The sequence below is a fragment of the Aquibacillus rhizosphaerae genome (assembly GCF_030282825.1).
In the GTDB taxonomy this organism is placed as follows: domain Bacteria; phylum Bacillota; class Bacilli; order Bacillales; family Amphibacillaceae; genus Aquibacillus_C; species Aquibacillus_C rhizosphaerae.
This window is the reverse complement of the sequence record NZ_JASTZU010000024.1, coordinates 46,061-64,792: the sequence shown is the minus strand read 5'-3', so window position 1 is coordinate 64,792 and position 18,732 is coordinate 46,061. Positions and strand designations below refer to the sequence as shown.

At 33.5% G+C, this 18,732-nt stretch carries 17 protein-coding genes; 2 read left to right on the top strand and 15 right to left on the bottom strand.

Going from position 1 to position 18,732, the window contains the following annotated elements; genetic code table 11:
• Positions 1-502: 502 nt before the first annotated feature.
• Positions 503-841 carry a winged helix-turn-helix transcriptional regulator gene (locus QQS35_RS07175; protein WP_285931250.1) on the bottom strand — a complete coding sequence of 113 codons (339 nt, stop codon included), beginning with the start codon at positions 839-841 and terminating at the stop codon, positions 503-505.
• Between the two features lie 105 nt (positions 842-946).
• Between QQS35_RS07175 and QQS35_RS07170 the strand changes: the two genes are divergently transcribed.
• Positions 947-1,330, top strand: coding sequence for a RidA family protein (locus QQS35_RS07170; RefSeq protein ID WP_285931249.1), 384 nt, complete (start codon positions 947-949; stop codon positions 1,328-1,330).
• A gap of 641 nt (positions 1,331-1,971) precedes the next feature.
• Here QQS35_RS07170 and QQS35_RS07165 read toward each other — a convergent pair.
• From QQS35_RS07165 to QQS35_RS07130, 8 genes are all read right to left on the bottom strand, one after another.
• Positions 1,972-2,667: an SAM-dependent methyltransferase gene (locus QQS35_RS07165; protein ID WP_285931248.1), complete on the bottom strand. Its 696-nt coding sequence runs from the start codon at positions 2,665-2,667 to the stop codon at positions 1,972-1,974.
• 115 nt (positions 2,668-2,782) lie between these two features.
• A complete protein-coding gene (locus QQS35_RS07160; protein WP_285931273.1) occupies positions 2,783-3,286 on the bottom strand; it encodes a EutP/PduV family microcompartment system protein in 504 nt (167 codons plus the stop codon).
• A gap of 636 nt (positions 3,287-3,922) precedes the next feature.
• Complete coding sequence (locus tag QQS35_RS07155; protein WP_285931247.1) at positions 3,923-4,123, bottom strand: hypothetical protein; 201 nt, start codon at positions 4,121-4,123, stop codon at positions 3,923-3,925.
• 415 nt (positions 4,124-4,538) lie between these two features.
• Positions 4,539-5,057 carry a DUF5412 family protein gene (locus QQS35_RS07150; RefSeq protein WP_285931270.1) on the bottom strand — a complete coding sequence of 173 codons (519 nt, stop codon included), beginning with the start codon at positions 5,055-5,057 and terminating at the stop codon, positions 4,539-4,541.
• A gap of 100 nt (positions 5,058-5,157) precedes the next feature.
• Positions 5,158-5,583, bottom strand: a complete 426-nt coding sequence (locus QQS35_RS07145; RefSeq protein WP_285931246.1) for a hypothetical protein — start codon at positions 5,581-5,583, stop codon at positions 5,158-5,160.
• 205 nt (positions 5,584-5,788) lie between these two features.
• Positions 5,789-6,145 carry a hypothetical protein gene (locus tag QQS35_RS07140; protein WP_285931245.1) on the bottom strand — a complete coding sequence of 119 codons (357 nt, stop codon included), beginning with the start codon at positions 6,143-6,145 and terminating at the stop codon, positions 5,789-5,791.
• Positions 6,146-6,219: 74 nt separating this feature from the next.
• Entirely contained in the window at positions 6,220-6,774 is a 555-nt protein-coding gene (locus QQS35_RS07135) for an NUDIX hydrolase (protein WP_285931244.1), read from the bottom strand.
• 334 nt (positions 6,775-7,108) lie between these two features.
• On the bottom strand, positions 7,109-9,040 hold the full coding sequence (locus QQS35_RS07130; protein WP_285931243.1) for a fructose-1,6-bisphosphatase: 1,932 nt from the start codon (positions 9,038-9,040) through the stop codon (positions 7,109-7,111).
• 900 nt (positions 9,041-9,940) lie between these two features.
• On the opposite strand from QQS35_RS07130, the gene QQS35_RS07125 reads away from it, so the two are divergent.
• On the top strand, positions 9,941-10,102 hold the full coding sequence (locus QQS35_RS07125) for a hypothetical protein (protein ID WP_285931242.1): 162 nt from the start codon (positions 9,941-9,943) through the stop codon (positions 10,100-10,102).
• Positions 10,103-10,253: 151 nt separating this feature from the next.
• Here the strand turns inward: QQS35_RS07125 and QQS35_RS07120 are convergent, their stop codons facing one another.
• From QQS35_RS07120 to QQS35_RS07095, 6 genes are all read right to left on the bottom strand, one after another.
• Positions 10,254-11,387, bottom strand: coding sequence for a 5-methyltetrahydropteroyltriglutamate--homocysteine S-methyltransferase (locus tag QQS35_RS07120; RefSeq protein WP_285931241.1), 1,134 nt, complete (start codon positions 11,385-11,387; stop codon positions 10,254-10,256).
• 100 nt (positions 11,388-11,487) lie between these two features.
• The gene (locus tag QQS35_RS07115) at positions 11,488-12,405 is read right to left on the bottom strand and encodes a LysR family transcriptional regulator (protein ID WP_285931239.1); all 918 of its coding nucleotides are present in this window, start codon (positions 12,403-12,405) and stop codon (positions 11,488-11,490) included.
• A gap of 200 nt (positions 12,406-12,605) precedes the next feature.
• The gene (locus tag QQS35_RS07110; RefSeq protein ID WP_285931238.1) at positions 12,606-13,964 is read right to left on the bottom strand and encodes a glycoside hydrolase family 30 protein; all 1,359 of its coding nucleotides are present in this window, start codon (positions 13,962-13,964) and stop codon (positions 12,606-12,608) included.
• Between the two features lie 189 nt (positions 13,965-14,153).
• The gene (locus QQS35_RS07105; protein ID WP_285931236.1) at positions 14,154-15,041 is read right to left on the bottom strand and encodes a glycoside hydrolase family 3 C-terminal domain-containing protein; all 888 of its coding nucleotides are present in this window, start codon (positions 15,039-15,041) and stop codon (positions 14,154-14,156) included.
• A 30-nt stretch (positions 15,042-15,071) separates the two neighbouring features.
• On the bottom strand, positions 15,072-16,856 hold the full coding sequence (locus QQS35_RS07100; protein WP_285931234.1) for a glycoside hydrolase family 3 N-terminal domain-containing protein: 1,785 nt from the start codon (positions 16,854-16,856) through the stop codon (positions 15,072-15,074).
• Between the two features lie 789 nt (positions 16,857-17,645).
• Positions 17,646-18,407 (bottom strand): DUF2087 domain-containing protein, encoded by a 762-nt coding sequence (locus QQS35_RS07095; RefSeq protein ID WP_285931233.1) that lies wholly within the window; start codon positions 18,405-18,407, stop codon positions 17,646-17,648.
• Between the last annotated feature and the right edge of the window lie 325 nt (positions 18,408-18,732).

Here is an 18,732-nt window from a genome sequence, read left to right as displayed (position 1 = left end):
TGCAAAAAAGTCTTATCTACCTTTTTTGTTACATATAATTATAGTTTCTCATTAAACAACAATAAGAATTTGTCTTGATGGGTTGGGATAAAAATATTAACCTACTTCAGTCTTTCAGTTCTGTTGTTTTTTCATTTTCACCTATTACAAAAGATGTCATTGAAAAGATGGCTATTAATAATCCAAGAAGACCAAAAGCTCTTCCCTCGAATCCTCTAATGCTAACGAAACCAATATAGAAGAGGATAACAGCAACTATAATCGCTATGATTCCAGGTAGCATTCTTACAAATAAAGAGTAACCTTTTTTCTAAACCAGTAGGTAAGCAACAATATAATAATTCCCGGTATAAGTGCCGTCAGAATAGGACCTAATAGCATCATTAAATATAACCCCATCCATTTATGATTTGTGTTCTAATTTATCATTTTTAAGAATATTCTATCTCTCATAATCCCAACAAAGAATATTTTCAATATAACTAACACGCAGTCTATTTTACTAACTATTTCGGTTTTTTTCTCCCCATTCACATAACTGTTCTAAAACTGGTAATAGAGTTTCTGCTTTTTGTGTGAGACTATACTCTACTTTTGGTGGAATTTGAGGATACTCTTTCCGTAGAACTATCCCGTCTGCTTCCAATTCTTTAAGTTGAGAACTTAATGTTCTAAAGGTAATAGCTCCTATTCTTCTTTTCATTTCATTAAAACGAACGGGTTGATTTTCTGCTAAAAGGTAAATGATAAGCATCTTCCATTTACCTCCAACCACTGACAATGTATAACCAAAAGGTGTCTCTTGGATATTACCTTTTTCTTTATAGTCATTCATACTCATATTTGCACTATCCTTTCTGATAGTAGCTATTAAAAAAGTGCGTACTATTTTTTTCTTTGAAGTCATTCTATACTTACCTTACTTTATAATAAAGGAGAAAAAACAATGAGTATTTTAAAAAGCTACAATCACAATCTTTGGGATCACGGTATTACCCAAGGATACAATGTCAACGGTACTATTTACGTTTCAGGTCAATTTTCACACGATAAAGATGGTATGTTCGTTGGCAAGAATGATATTGAATCTCAAACCCGACAAACGCTTGAAAACCTTAATCGTGTACTAGAAGAGTTAGGAGCTACGAAGTCAAACCTAGCTTATGTCGAAATATATCTTACAAATCCGAAAGAACACTCCGAGCCAGTCGTCGACTTGTTCAAGGAATTCCTTGAACAACATCGACCGGCAGGCAGCCTCATCGGCGTGACTTATCTGGCGTTCCCAGAGCAACTGATTGAAATCTCTGCTATCGCACATACTGATTAAATAACAAACGAAGTAATCATGGTAATATCACTTATATAGGGTAATACAAAAGTCTATAATGATATTGAAAAAGCAATATCATTATAGATTTAAAACCCTTACATTAATTTCTTTACGTATTTTTTACTAACCTGCCTCGTTTATTGAATAAAAATCTCTCTCTGGATGCACATAAACTTCAGAAGTGTTTTAGAATTTATTAATCTGATGCCTACATAATTTCTTTCAATCCTTTCCACTACCTGAAAAACATGTTTTTACCTGGCAAATATGTGTGCCGTTTATTAAGCGAAAACAGTTTCCTCTTATTAAATAAACGGGCACAACTACCAATTATTTTATTTATTTGCTCCTATATTTTACAAATTCAACAACATAAAAGTTAATACACGTAATGATCGGAACAAAAAAAGCAAACACAAGAATACCCAAACTAGTAAACACTCCATCCATTCCTTTAAAATTATAAAATTTATAAAAGACAACAGTGGATAATGATAATATAATCGTATTAGCACAAAAACCTATAAATATTCCTAACCATTTACTTTTCTTCTTTTTAAATAACCATACAGAAATTATAGTGGATATAATCAAAGTGAATAATAAAATTAGATAAACCGCAATATCCATCGTTGTCACTACCCTTTTGTTATTTTTAACATCGAGTTAGCATTTGCTTGAAATTCATATGGTACTTTGACCTCTTCTACCGTACACCCATTATCAGCAAGATAACTTATTATTTTATCTAAATGATCATATCGATTTCCTTCTAAGTCAACTAAAGGAAAGATACGAATTTCCTCTTTTGTAACCCTCAATAACTCATTGAGCGTTTCTATGTGAAATTGAAAATCTAATCTATCAGCATACATAAATAGAAAATGTGCAGAGAGCAGTATATCAAATTCTTTATTCTCAAAAGGCAAAGAAGGCAAAGTTACAGGGATGTAACGTTTGTTTGAATTGTTCATATCCTTTGAACAATCATGCAATGCATTTAAACGGTGTTTTTTAAGACTTTCTACATCATTGAAATAATCCCATTCATAATTACTTTTAGCTTTTTTCATATGTTCCATTGCATGTTCTATATCCAGAAGACCTTTATTTTTCAAATCTTCATTAGAATGAAAATACGCAATATCACATGCTGTTACATCTAAACCTGATTCGTTACCGATAGCAGTAAATGAACATGCTCCTGCTGGGCAATCGAGTATTTTCTTGCCTTGTAATTCTTCTTTGGTGAGCGAAAACATATCTATATACTCTTCATAAGTTCTACCAATAAAAACAATTCGTTCTAGGTCTAATTTTGTAACCTTCTCCATTTTAATCCACCTTAGCTTAAAGAATTTGATATATTCATAATTATTTAGAAAAATTCATAGTTTTACAGAGCCATTATTTAATAGACGGAGATCATTTTTTAGCATTCACAACCTTTTAGTTGAAGTATTCCTTAATACTATTTGTGTTGTTACTAACTAATATTTTGTCGTTATGTTTGCTATATTTGTTAAAAAAACTAACTTTTCCTACTTCTTCAAAATATCGGTTCCATTTAAACATCTTCATAAAGATTTTAAATGTTGGTTTGTAATTTGATATTTCTAATCGAAGTTGTTGTTTAAGAAACCTTATTATTATTCGATAGGTTCTTATTGAATAGTTTGTGTCTAAAAAAATAATCAAATCTGCATAATTAAAACAATCGCTTACCCAATCCTCGTTGTGTACTCCTTCAATAATCCAAGTTTCAGATTTTAATATACTATTTAGATACTCATGTTCAGTTCTTCTTATATCTCCAGAGTTATTCCGTATCCAAACTACATTATCTAACTTGTAATACGGTATATCTAACTTTGAAGATAACTCTTTTGCTAAAGTTGTCTTACCACTTCCAACAGAACCAATTATATGTATCTTTTTTGGAGATGTTTTCAGAAAACCACCTCATTTTTTAATGATTTTAATATAAAGTTCCAGTAATTTATAATGCAACGAAAAGAATGCGACTATAAACCAAAAAAAAGTTGAGTATGTTATAAATTCATTTTTGAAACAAGACGATTAGGTATCAGTATTACCAAAAAATGCAATTTCCCTTGTTTAACTTTACAATAGTTTATAAAATCAATAAGATTCATGCTACTGATGCTTTTTGTTAAATAAAGACCTAGAAAAAAGAAAAGATAATACTGCAAGCACTATATAAATGGTAAAGTCCTCGAGAGATAAGTTTACGCCATATAGCCCTGACTCATAAAAATAGCCCCAGAACCATATTTCGAACACTAGAAGGGTCAGTATAGTCATTATAGGACCTATAAAAATCATTTTTGAGAATAAAGACGCTATAATTCCTAAACCAATAGCAAAAGGGATTACTAATACTTCCAATGCAAGAGGATGAATTAAAGTAGACCAACTAATCATTAAAACGCCTCACTTATTCGAAATTATAATCTTGTTCAACATTCGTGCTCGTCGTTGGAACAGGGCTAATTCGCCTTTTTAAAGCAGCATTATAAGGAAACTCTATTCTGTAAAGATGGTGGTTCCTAATATTTCAAGACCGATTTAATTTTTTAGCATAAACTTTTTATATAATTTGAATGCGCTTTCCAAAGTGAAAAAGATTCCCAATAGTAGATAAAGTAATCCTCTTTCCAGTTCATTCATACCAAATATATACGCTACAATTAACGTTATACCAAAAAGCAGAATGATGGAATGGAAAACTACATTAAACTTTTTATATCCTTCTTCAGATTTATTCAACTCCAATTTCTCCTCTATTTTTTATATCTTAGTATTTTGCTTTGGAGTATTCTAAATGTTTAGGTGACATCTGTTAGAGAACAAACCAATTTTCAACGATTATTTTGATACTAGATAGTATTAAGCCATTACTAAAATAAAAATAATCAATATTCTGTCAGTAATTAATAATCCAAATATTGAAAAGAAAGCCATCTTCAGCAATGGTTCAAAGAATTACTTCCACAACATTACGACTTCAACCTCCAACTATTCACATCTCTGGACACACTAATTTTACCACAAAATCCCATTATTTTTTTTAAAAAAAATATTGCAATGATTAACGATATGATTCTTAAGTGCAGCATCCGAAAATTTAAAAAAGACAGAGGGCGATGTTTTGACTTCAAATAGTAGCTCATTTGTTTTATTTTCAATCGGAATATGTTTCGTCTTTTTTTAGGTTTAAAACATGATTATTTATCGAAATAGTATGGTTATTTACCCACTCCACTTTAGCATGATCCATTCGGTAATCACCATAAAGAAGTTTTTCAGACCAAAGAGGACCATCCAATTTTCCTATTACCCTGAACGCTGTAGTGGCACCACCATTAGTAAGGTAGAATTCAACTGTGTAAGTTCCGTCTGGTGACTTTGATTCTTTTATAAATTCTTCTGAAATTACCAGCGTACGTAATGTCCCAAAAAGAAGAACAAGAGAAAGTGATATCAAAAGCAATAACGAGGTAATCACAGTAAACCAGCTTCTAATTTTTGAAATTTTGTTTATTCTGTCTTTGAATCCCTTAATCCCTGCTATTAATGCTATCAAAGCTATGAGCCATAAAACATATGATGGAATTATTGTCCAAGATGATAAAATCAAAGTAAGTGAAAGTATCAAACATAATAAGCACATATAAAAAGACATTAAACTATACCGTTTCACCAAGTTTCGTCCCTCTCTAATACTATATTATTTTTTAACGATCTGCCTAATCAACAACTTTTTGTACAACTAGCGTTTCAGGTAGTTCAAAAAACAGAATTTACTTGTTATTTACATTGTTAATTTTTCTATTTCTCCTCACACTTTGAATTACCATACTTATTAGAAATATAAACAACACGGTAAATACTATCCCATAGCCTATTTCTTGATTAGTATAGTTCCGGTAAGCATATAGTGCCATTGCTATCGAACTCATTATTAAAGCTAAGATTATTAATGGATGTGTTTTAACTTTACCCAAGAAAACTCTCACCTTTCTATCATCTGAATTATTTAATTTTTTTCTATCAATAAAGATCCAAATATAATATGTACCAATTGCTCCAATGTAGGATAAGAAGGGTATAAAATAACCTTTATCAGGTAGGAAAAAATACATAAATGAAGCTAGTGTAAGAATTGGCATTACCAGATGATCCACGCCTTTACCCTTTTTCTTGAAATTCAGTTCAAATTCCTCCACATATATAACCTCCGAGCCTTCCTCCAGGAACATACATCTTTACCCTCTTATATATAGTTTATTAAATTAATTATCGGTCTGCTAGATTTCAATTATCTGATACTTTTCTTACAAATTGTTCATTTTGACGATTTCACCTATATTATAGCCAACCCAAGCACCAATGAATGGGAAAGCATCGATAGGAAAGTCCAATCTTACAGAGTCAAGTTCCATGACAAACAAGAATACTGTAAAAGCAACACTTACAAAACTGATAACTATTACCTATAATTGTTTTACGCTTCCATCGTTTCTTTCCGATACGGTCTCTGTCAAAATACTGTACACACCTGCTTGTTTTTGTGCCAATCATCTTTCCTGTCTTAAGCGTGAAAAACCTCATAGCTACAACTATCCAGAAAAGCACGCAGCATAATCCAAAGAGGAAGGAAACCGTACCTCCGTTCTTAACAAAATAACCAAACAACACGATTATCAATAGCATTACTAGATTGTATTGCAATAATTCCACCTTTTTCAAACGCTTAACCTCTTGTATATCCCATTCTGATTGAACCATTTCATCCTCCCTTTTAATTCAGAACATAAATCATACACTTACTTGTGAAATAAAAAGTCATCATTGAAGTACGGTTATTTTTTATATTGAGTTAGATAATCTTTTGCCATAAAATATGCATTTGCTGTAAACAATTGCGTTTTTATTTGGTTCTTACTTAACAACTCTCCCATTTCATTAAAATCTAACAAGCAAGGTTCTATATCTTCAACGTTATCTAAATCTTGTTCAAATTCTTTAAAAGCTTCTAAGATAAGATAAATAATAACTTTATTGGTTTGAGTAGCGGGATTAACCATAAATTCTCCCAACTTGATAGGTTTTCTCTTTGACATAAATCCAGTTTCTTCTCTAACTTCTCTAATAATCCCTTCCTCAGATGATTCATTTGCTTCTATTTTTCCTGCTGGAATTTCTAAATAAAAATCCGCACCAGCGTGCCGATATTGTTCTACAAGCACAATCTTATTATCTTCAGTTACAACAATTGCATTTACCCAATTAGAGTATTCATTGACATAATAATCGTCTATTACAATTCCATTAGGAAGTTGACATTTATCTTTTCGCAAATTGCCAAATGATGTTTTATACAAATATTCCGAGTTTAGAGTCTTCCATCTTTCCAAGCAAAATCCCTCCTATATAACTTTAACTATCCAGCCAGTTTTTTTAAATGAATTTTTCACATTATCTGTAAATATTTTAACATAAATATTCATAACACCTTGTAAAATTAAGGAAAAAAGTAAACTCTATGACCATAAAACATTGCAGGTAAAATGGAACCAATCATCGCTCAATTCTATAGAAAAAGTTATGGAAAGTTTAGGATTCAAATTTATACTATCTATATAAAAAAATGGCTACAGAATTGATGTGCAATTTTGTAGCCATTTCACTTTTAAGTTTTTATATATGCCTCAACAGAATCATGTAGGGGGGATCCATATTAGACCCACATTACTTCATATAACGATATTCCATTAAACTATTCAACATAGATACTTCTTCTAATAATTCTTCTCCAACATTTGTTTCTAACACTTTTTTTCTTTCTAGCTCTTTATCTACCAATCTTTTAATTGATAATACATCTGTACCATTTTTTATAACTTCTTCTTTTGAATTAAAGTGTTGGTGTGCGACAAGTTGCATCCCGTAGGAATTATACAATAACGTGTATCCAGCAATACCTGTTTTTGATTGATATGCCTTAGAAAAGCCTCCATCAATCACAATTAGTTTTCCATTTGCCTTAATCGGATTTTCGCCGTCAATTTCTTTTACCGGCGTATGGCCATTTATAATATGACCTTGGTCTGGATTAAGACCAAAATCTTCAAGGATTTTGCGGCAAGTTTCTTCATTTTCACGTAAATGGTAGTACAGGTTCTTTCTTTCTACATGCGCTTCTTTTTCCTTTATGAAATACCTTTCAAAAGTAGTCATTTCTCTTTTGCCAAAAAGGGAGGAATATTCTCCTGACCATAAGTACCAGACCATATCCGTCGAAAGATCATCTGTACGTTCTGGATGGACAAAGGCATCACGTAAATGATGTTCAAAAAAGTCAAGTAGATTACGACCTGAATAGGTTTTATCTTCAATTATCATTTCTTCCATATAACCATTTTCATCAAGAGGAATACAACCATGAATTAGCAAGTTGCCGTTATATTTCAAATAAAGACTACCCTTTTTCATAAGAAACTTCATATGTCTCGCTAACTTTTCTGATTTCTGAACAGAAAAGAGCAATTTATCCATCACTTGCTCTTCCTCTTCTAATAATTGATCAGGATTTTCTGGATTAACCGTTGCAAAGCAACTATTTTCTAAGTCATATGTTTTCCCATAAATAGTGATTTGTTTTTTATCATAATCAATTTTCTCTAGCAAAAGCCTTTCTGACATATTAAAATATGGACGTCTCTTTATGATTGGCCCTTCTAATTTGAACTGTATCATAGCAATGGCTTGATGAATTTTCGTAATCTGCAATTCTTCTTCGTCAGATAGCGTATCATCCGGATCTTTCTTTGGTCTAAAGGCTGGATTATCCTCATAGTATTTTTCAGCAAGATTAAGAAGTGGTCTAAGATTTATCCCGTACACATCTTCAATTATATCCAAGTTATTGTACCTGGCACTGATACGAATTATATTAGCAAGACAAACCTTAGAACCAGAAAAAGCACCTATCCATAAAACATCGTGATTTCCCCACTGAATATCAACAGAATGATAGTTGATTAGTGTATCCATTATTTTATCCGGTTCGGGTCCACGATCATAAATATCCCCAACTACATGAAGATGATCAACCACCAATTTTTGCGTCGTATAAGCAAGACCAATAATAAGTTTATCCGCTTGACCGAGGGAAATAATTTGCTGGATTATTTTTGTATAATATTGTTTCTTATTTGTTAATTCATCTGTTTTATATAATAACTCTTCTATAATATACACAAATTGATTAGGTAAAGTTTTCCTTAATTTTGAGCGTGTGTATTTAGATGATGCATATGAAACAAGCATAATCATATGCTCAATGATTTCTATATAACATTTATGTAATTCTTCCTCATTGCCAATATTATTTTTCATTAACCTTAATTTTTCTTCTGGATAATAAACTAGTGTGGCAAATTCATTAATTTCGTTTTCTGACAATTTTTCTTTAAAAAGGTCTCTTATTTTCTCTTTCACCCTGCCTGAACCATTTCTTAACACATGTTGAAAAGCTTGATACTCTCCGTGTAAATCACTTACGAAATGCTCTGTACCTTTTGGCAGGTTAAGAATGGCTTTAAGGTTTATAATTTCGGTAACCACTTTTTCTTCACTATCATATCTTTCAGCAAGTAAATCTAGGAATTTTGTGTTCAAAATTGCGTCCCCTTTCAAGTCTCCTCATTGTTTTATATCTAATATATTGCCATAAGGTTAAATATCTAGCATTCTACCTTTTTCTAGTGTATACCACATTTTATCATAGAGTAAGAAGTTAGTTGTACTCAAGTGTTCGGAAAATTCAAATTTATTTAATGAGATTATGGCCAATTACAAGTACAACCTGACATAGCTTTTAACAATGAAAGACCAAGAGTGTATGAATAATTGATAGACTGTTTACCACTACATAACTTTTGGATGATAAATATAATACTTGACTTAAGATTATTTAACGAAGTTTCGTCTTCCATAAATAGCTTTTTTTGAACAAACCTTAGTAAGAGAGTTAGATTTATATTTTATAAATTTTGAAACTTATTTTTGGTAAGAGCGTAAGCATTAATGACTAAACTACAAATCAGTAAATAAATTAAGTATTTCCAAAGGAGTGGATATTTTGGCAAAAGAATTTTTTTTATTAATGATTGTAATTATTACTTTCATTATAGGTAAAAGAAAGAAGAACTAATCGGCTAATTACAGTTGTGCTTTTCTAGACTAGCAACTGAAATTTAATCTTCATCCTCTTCTAGACCACGTCACAATTGCGGAAAACCATAACCCTATCTCCCGGTTGGAAATAAGTGGAATTTAGCTTTTTTATCTCTCCTAACACTGAATTTCATCAATCTGAACTTTCCTGATTTCACCCATTGTGGTATACATTAACAATATGCGATAAATCTAATGGCAATTGCTGCTTTTACAAAACATAACCTATTATAAAACCCTAATTAATTGAAATTATCACATAATGGTACTCATAAAACTGTTAAAATAGCACATACTACAACTTGTACAAAATATTGTTAGCTGAAAAGGGAGTTTTATAAAATGGATATGAATCAGCTTCAAGAGTGTATTACAGAATGTGAAAGTGCATTGGGTCACTTAAATAATGCGATGGGTAAAGCTCATGACACCGCAAAACAAAAAATGCAACATGCTGCTAAAGATTTGGAAGAATGTCTTGCCGAATGCCGTAGCATGCTGTAAGTTCCCTATCTACTAAGAAAAGCCTAAACCGCTAAGCGATTTAGGCTTTTCTTTGTTGTCAGGAATATATAAATTTGCTAGATAGGTAACATACAGAATCAGCCACATCTTGCTCTAGAGCCTTAGTTCTGCTTTTTTGTTTGTTATAATCTTATCCCCAAACCTCTTCTGTTACTTCTTTAATTAGACGAAGTTTATTCCATTGCTGCTCTTCCGTTAAAATATTCCCTTCTTCCGTTGATGCAAAACCACATTGAGGGCTGATACAAAGTCGGTTGATATCGATGTATTTGGCCGCTTCGTTAATACGAGCTTTGATCTCCTCTTTATCTTCTAATTCACCCGTTTTTGATGAGAACAGTCCTAGGACAACGAGTTTATCTTCACTCACATGTTGTAATGGTGAAAAATCTCCCGCGCGGTCCGTGTCATATTCTAAATAAAAGGCAGAAACATTTTCTTTCGCAAATAAAATATCCGCTATTGGATCATATCCACCTGAAGAAGCCCAAGTAGAATTATAGTTTCCACGACAAACATGTGTTGTCACTATTAAATCCTCAGGAAGATCTTGAAGTGCCAAATTATTTGTTAATAAAAATGACTCCCCGACATCCTTGATATTGGCACCCATTTGACGTGCAATAGAAGAATGGGTATCACAGCATATTCCCCATGTACAATCATCTATTTGAACACTTCTACAACCAGCATTATATAAATCAAGAATAACCGTTCGATATGCTTTGGCAATATCAGCAAGAAGTTCTTCTTGATCCGGATAAATGTTGTTAGTACTTTCGATATTTTCAGGACGTTGTAATTCTGCAAAAAATTGAGCAGGTGCCGGTAATGTGGCTCTTGCTATTACTCCGTCTGTTGCATAAGCTTGAATAAATTTAAAGTCATCTATAAATGGGTGGTTCTCCCCACTGATTTCCCCTGTTAAACGAGCTGTTTCTGCACGTGTTTCTTCTCCGTGAAAAACATACCCTTTTTCAGTATCTTCTTTTGTTACTCCGTTCAATCCCCACATGAAATCTAAATGCCACCAAGAACGGCGAAATTCTCCATCGGTAATTGCTTGAAGACCTACATCCTTTTGCTTTTGGATTACATCAATAATGGATTCATCTTCAACCTTCTTAAGTTCACTTTCAGAAATATTTCCTGCAGCAAAAGAAGCACGTGCTTCTTTTAATTTTTCAGGACGTAAAAAGCTCCCAACATTATCAAATCTAAATGGTGTTACTAATCTTTTTCCTGCTTTACTTTCTACTGTCATCTAATTCTCTCCCCTTTGTATATTTATCTTAAGGTAAGTGTAGCATGAGAAAATTAATATAACATAAGACCTATAACCTATCCCTTGCTATAGTTTTAAACTATAGCAAGACTTGTTCTTCTGCGATGGTTTCTTTTAAATACTGAATATAAATATTCGCTAGAGGGCTATTTGTTACGTTTTTATGGGTAATGTAGCCAACAGTAATTCGTTCGTCCACCTTCAAAGGTACCGCAACGATATCATCATCGTTTAATTCATAACTAATTACACCCGTTGAAATCGTATAGCCATTAAGGCCAATAAGTAAGTTGAATAAAGTGGCTCGATCACTAACCCTTATATTTTTTGGTCGAGAAATCGTACTAAGGATTTCCTCAGAAAAATAAAAGGAGTTATAATCACCTTGTTCAAAAGATAAATATGGATAGGGATGTAAATCCGATAAAGTCACATATTCCTGTTTTACAAGAGGATTTTTTGAACTAATAAAAACATGTGGTCTTGCTTCAAACAGCTCATGAAACATTAGATTCCCTTCCCGAAGAAACTTATGAATAACCTTATTATTAAACTCATTCACATATAAAATCCCAATCTCACTCCGCAAGTTTTTCACATCATCTATAATTTCATATGTTTTCGTTTCCCTTAAAGCAAATTCATATTCCTCACGATTATAGTCCTTTAGTAGACGCACAAACGCACTTACTGCAAAAGCATAATGTTGGGCCGATACAGAAAAATGATGTTGCGGTGATTGTGTACTGGAATAACGATTTTCAAGCAACTCTGTCTGTTCAGCGACTTGCCTTGCATACCCTAAAAACTCAGAGCCCTCAGGAGTGATCATTATTCCCTTATTAGTTCGCATAAAAATAGTGATTCCCATTTCCTGCTCTAACTCTTTTAATGCGTTTGAAAGGCTTGGCTGACTAATAAATAAATTTTGCGCAGCTTTGCTAATCGAACGACTTCTCGCAACCTCAATCACATATTTTAATTGTTGTAATGTCATCCTAAGTCCCTACTTTTTCTGTCATTTACTAGTTTAAATTATAATACTACTAAGAACGCTTCTAAAATACGCAGTATTTTTACCAGATTATTGTAAATAAAGCGCCCCTATATTTGTTACTTCCAATTCTATCACTGTCTTTCAAACTTTTCTATTTGTTAAAAATAAAAATAGAAGCAGAAAACATATCTCTTGCTTCTTTAATCAGGTGAAGGTGCCCACTTAAATGTTGCGGCACTGTTAGACGGCATCGAATAGCTAAAGGACTTTTTATCCCAGTTCACTTGGAAAGATTTTTCAGTTTGACTTGTATTTGCTCCGATTAATACAATGGAATCATCGGGATTTTTGAAAGCAACTGTTTCCATATTGCCTTTATCATTTGACGAAGCAATACGCACTGCTCCGGAATCTACAAATTTACTAGCATGGCCAAGTACATAATACTCTACATTTTTTGTAACCGAACCGTTCTCTGTATTGATGGTTACCACACCTCTGCAGTTTATACATCCGCCGTTCGTTGGTCCGCCATCTTCGTCAAGCGCCATATTCCATAATAATACAGTTTTTGCCCAATTTCGTGATGCACCTATTATTAAGTTTGACATAAACCAACTCAAATTTTGACCAAAATTGGTGCTCCACTCTCCTCCGCTACATTCTGTAAAATAAATGTTTTTGTTAGGAAAAGCCTCGTGAACTTCAGACATCGTTGCAGGACTTCCCTCATAACAATGATAGGCTGTTCCATCAGTATAAGCATTTGCTTTACTATCTCCAAGCACTGTTCTAGCATAATCCATTCCTTTATTCCAGTTATGATCATAAGAAATTATTTTAGTAGATATATCGTTATTAGCAAAAGCTGGTCCTAAATAATCCCTAATAAACATTGCTTGCTCATTAGCATTCATACTCATGCTTGGATATGATTGCGAAGTATGTTCAGGTTCATTTTGTATCGTCATTCCATATATTGGAATACCTAATCGCTTATATTCCTCAATATATTTAACAAAGTAATCTGCATAAGCTTCATATACCCGTTGATCTTTATAGTTTAAATACCAACCATTTAATTGTTGTTGGCCAAATTTCATCCAACCTGGAGCTGTCCATGGCGTTCCAAGGACTTTAAGCGTGTCATTCAAGGTATATATATGTTTGATAAGTTGAATAACTCCCGCATCTTTTCCCACTGAAAATTGACTTAGTTCAAAGTCGGTTCCACTTTCAATGTCATTGTAGGTATAGCTTGCAGCATCCCCATTTTCATCAACTGAAAAATCAGAGGAACCAATGGTATGACGAATAAACTTCAAATGAATACCTTCACTTGTAAATAGATCATCCAATAGAACTTCACGCTGTTGTGCTTTTATTTTGTTATTAATTAGGTATGCGGAAGACCCTGTAATCGCTGCTCCGAAACCATCCATGGTTTGAAATTCAACATTTGGATCTACTTGTATGGTTGGTAATGTTGCACCATCACTTCCGTCAAACACTAAAGAATGCTGCTGGGTTAATAAATTCTTTTGATCTGATGTAGTCAACCATACATCAACTTTTTCTCCTCCGTTAGAATCCTTGCAGGAGGTTAATAAGATGACGCTCAGTATCATTACTATTGCCAGTAAACTTATCTTAAAGTGAATAATATAAATCCCTCCTTTTTCTCTGAATTATAAAAAAGAAGGGGTATTTATAACCCCAACTTTTTGTCTATCAACTTATTTATACTTCTAGTTCTTTTTCTTCGCTTCTTTATCTGCCTTTTGTTCCTCTTTGTCGGCTGCTATATTTACACTTGTTGTTAACTGAATATTATCTGAAGAACTTCCAACATAAATTGGTACTTCACCAGAAGGCATTATCCACTCATCAATTCCCTCATCCCAGTAAGAAAATGCTGTCGAATCAAGTTCGATTTTTACATGTTCTTGCTTACCAGGATCAAGGTCAACCTTGGCAAAACCTGCAAGTTGTTTAGAAGGTGTATCAATGTTTGTTGGTAATTCTCCAACATAGACCTGAACCACTTCTGAACCAGCTACATCACCAGTATTACGTAAATTTAATGCAACACTGATTTCTGTGTCCTTATCCTTACCTTTAGTTTTTGCTTTAGCTTTTACATTTTTATAATCAAACGTCGTATAAGATAGTCCATGACCAAAGGCATAAGCTGGCTTGATTCCTGCTGCCTCATAACCTTTGTATCCTACGAATACACCTTCTGTATATTTAGACACTCCATCCACTCCTGGAAACTGGATATCCTCAGATACAGGTGTACTGTCTTCGTCAACTGGGAATGTAATTGGCAGTTTACCTGATGGATTAACATCTCCAAATAAAACATTCGCAATCGCATTTCCTTGTTCTTGTCCAGCAAACCAAGCTTGTACGATTGCTGGTACATTATCTTGCCATTCGTTCATTTGAACTGCTCTTCCGCTCATTTGTACTACAATGGTATTCGGGTTTGCTGCAGTAACTTCCTTAATCAGTTGCGCTTGGTTGTTTGGCAGATCAAGATTTGAACTATCTACATAACCTTCACTATCGTACGTATGCGTTACGACTACCGCAACATCTGAGTCTTTTGCAAGATTAATAGCTTCTTGCATTTTTGAATCAACAGCATCTGTTGGTGGCTCCTAGCCGAAACGTATCATAGCACCAAAGTCTTGAGCATCTCCTGATTCACCTGTGCTGTACTCGATTCGCACTTCGTGTTTCTCACCTTCAACTAATGATATTTCTTTCTTATTAGTGACTAAATCCTTACTATTATTATCAATTAAAAGCTCGTCATCAAGGTATAATTTACCTGTACCAAGACTAGATAATGAAAGAACATATTCTCCTGTCTTTGGTGCATTAATCGACCCTGTCCAGCGTGCTGACATCTCTCTATTAAAGTCAGTAGGCATTTTTTCAAGCTTAGGTGATTGTCCATTAAGACCCTCATAATTATAGAATCCAAGATTCATATTCACCTGATTTTCCGTACGTACTAATGTTGGGTCACCTTCCCAGTTGATATTGGTCCAATATTCACCAGTCAAACCAGTTTCGTTATCTTTTGCATCTACAGGACTTAATAACGATGATGGAATGGCAGATGGTCCTGGTAAAATATCTCCAGTACTTATCGGATCTGTACCTGCTGAATAGTTTACTTCAACATCGTCACCTACTTGATTTTTTATACCTTCCAAAGGACTTACCGTATAAGTTGGGATAACTAATGAACTTCCCCCACCCGCAGCAGAAGCATTATCCGCATCTGGGCCGATTACAGCAATAGAATCTAATTCATCTTGATTTAAAGGCAATGCTTTATTTTCATTTTTCATAAGAACCATACTCTGTTCAGCGATCTCACGAGCAACCTCTCCATGTTTCGCTGCAGGGATTTGGTTATTTTGAACGGGTTGGTCGAATAGCCCTTTACTAAACATTTCTGTTAACATACGGCTTACCATGTCATCTATTCTATCTTCTGATACTTTTCCATCTTTTACTGCTTCTAGTAATTTATCTTCCCAATGTCCCATTGGTGTTCCTGGAGTCTCCAAATCTAGACCAGCATTTGCAGACTCAACTGTACTAAGGTTAGCACCATAGTCACTCATAACAAATCCATCAAAGTCTAATTGATCTTTAAGTAGCGTAGTAAGTATTGTTTCGTTTTCACATGCACTTACCCCGTTCACTTGGTTAAAAGAACACATTACGGAACTTATATCAGCGTTTTCGATTACTTCGCTAAAGGGACGTGCATAAACCTCTTGAATTGCTCGCTCACTTGCTTGCGAGTCAATCGTAAAACGGTCTGTTTCTTGATTGTTCAATAGATAGTGTTTCGCTGTTGCCATGACTGGGTAAGTTTGAATTCCGTTAACATATGGAATTGCTAACTCAGACTGTAAGAATGGATCCTCACCTAATGATTCAAAGTTACGTTCCCCCCAAGGGAAACGTGCTATATCAAGCCCTGGTCCTAAAACCACGTTATGTGTTGTATTATAAGCCTCGTTCCCTAAAAGCTCCCCGTAAGTTTTTGCCGCCTGGGTATCCCATGTTGCAGCTAAAGCGATTGGTGCAGGAAGTGCGGTTGACTTCTTATCTTGAACTTCTGGATTGGCAATACGAATACCAGCTGGTCCATCAGCCATTGTTAAGGCTGGGATTCCTAAGTCTTCCATACCTGCATTATAGAAACCATAATAGTTATTTAAATTTCCTGTAACAAAAGTAACCTTTTCTTCTAACGTCATCTTCTCCAATAATAATTCTGTACGGTCTTCAGCAGAAAGAGAGCTCTCCATCCACGGCTGATTTGTTTGAGCCGCTACAGAATTAAAAGGTGTAATCAATAGAGAAATAACTAATGTTAAAATAGCTAGTTGAAATTTCATCGATGTGTTTGTTTTCATATTTTCTTCTCCCTTTATCTCATTTGTGATGCACTAAAAGTTGGTCTGAATCCTAACTTCATGTAAATATTGTCAAAAAACTATATCTCGGAAAATGAAGATTACTATCCACTAAAAACATACTAGTTTAAATACTACTCTTTTTCCTATATTCATCTCTCAATTATGTAAATAGGATTTTACAAATGAATTACTATATAGTCTTAAACCTAAAATGCCTACCCCCCTTTCAAGTGAATTGATAAATGAACCTTTTTCAATCTAACGTTAGACTTAAAGCGCGTCAATGGTTGCTATTTAAGTATCCAATGCGGGGGAAATATGCCCAATCCCCCTGCTATGAAAACTTTAGAATACGTTTACTTAAATTTGTAAACGATATATTATCTTTTTAAAATACATTCGAAATTACTATACTTTGAATAATTATTACAACCATACAGTCAGATAAGACTACTATTTGTCACAAATGCATCTGAATTGAAACTTTTGTTACAAATAGGATATTTAATATAATTAAATATCCCTAAATGATAATCTATATGTATAATAAAAGTGAAAATTTGGAAGCGCAGGAACGGTTCCATGCTTTCAAAACCTTACAGAAGAGAATTAAAAAGGGCCTAATTCTCCGTATGGATAGTTTATCCATACGGAAAATCAGGCCCTTAAAATTAATATATATTCGTTCAAGTGCACTTTAATTATTTGTTACTGAAAATAAGCTCTTCTAACCCAAGCCAGAATATGACGTCAATACAAACTATGCTTAGATTTCATACAACAAACTTAGTTTTTCACCCAATATTCCGTACAGTCTTTACTACGATTCATAAAACCATACTCAATGAGATATCTTCTGATTGTCGCAAAGTCACTATATATTGGTTTTAATATCTCGTTTATTTCTTTTTCACCATACTTTTTATTACGATCAAAACGTTTTACGATACTTTGTAATACAATCAGCTTTCTTTTTTCCTTACTTGGAAAGGTATCTAATTTACCATCTGTACCTTGTTTAAAATAGGTTGATAGAACCTTTTGCTTTTCTTCTTCTGTGATTGCATAGCGTTCATCCACCATCTTCGCCCCCTTATGAAAACTAACAAAATTATCTTCTGTTTTCTTATCTGCTTTTTTATTCAAAAGGTTCATTAAAGCAAGAAAAACCTTCGCTTGCTTTTCTTTCTCTTTAAGCTTAAATCGATGGTTTCTGATCGTAGATGGACTACCCCCATTTAGCTCCTTGACGATTTCTTTATCACTTAACCCCTTGCTAAAATAATGAAGTAATTCGTTTTGATGGTCTGACAATCCAGTATATTTTTTGTCCAAGTCAAGAAAAAAATGAAGCACGGATGTATGAATTTCCTCTATGTGTCTGGCAATTGCTTTTTTGGCTTCGTATAAGGTTCCATCCATCGGATATATAATTCCATCTTCAAACCGTTCACTACAAAGAAGACATACATATTCATCCCCTGATTGGATATATCCATCGGAAAGTTCATCAATAGTTGCATTCCAAAATGGTTCTTGATTCCCCATATGCAAACACACCCCCTTTTCGTTTATCAATATATAAACATTTTACATTTTAGTTTACAATAATTCAACAAACAAATAAAAAAAGCTTATTCTTCTCCGCAAATTCGAATAAATTATTTTCTATTCCATCATTGCAAAGGCACTATCAGGAGCTATATTTACAGTTTTTTCTATATTATTGTTTTTAAATAGTTCTTTACACGCTTCAAAATGTTTACTTAATTACTGGAAAATCATTACATTAAATTTGTGATACTGGCTGGGAAACAATTATGGGAGGGGAGAGGAGTATAATCATTCTTTTAGTGCACATTAACATGATTGG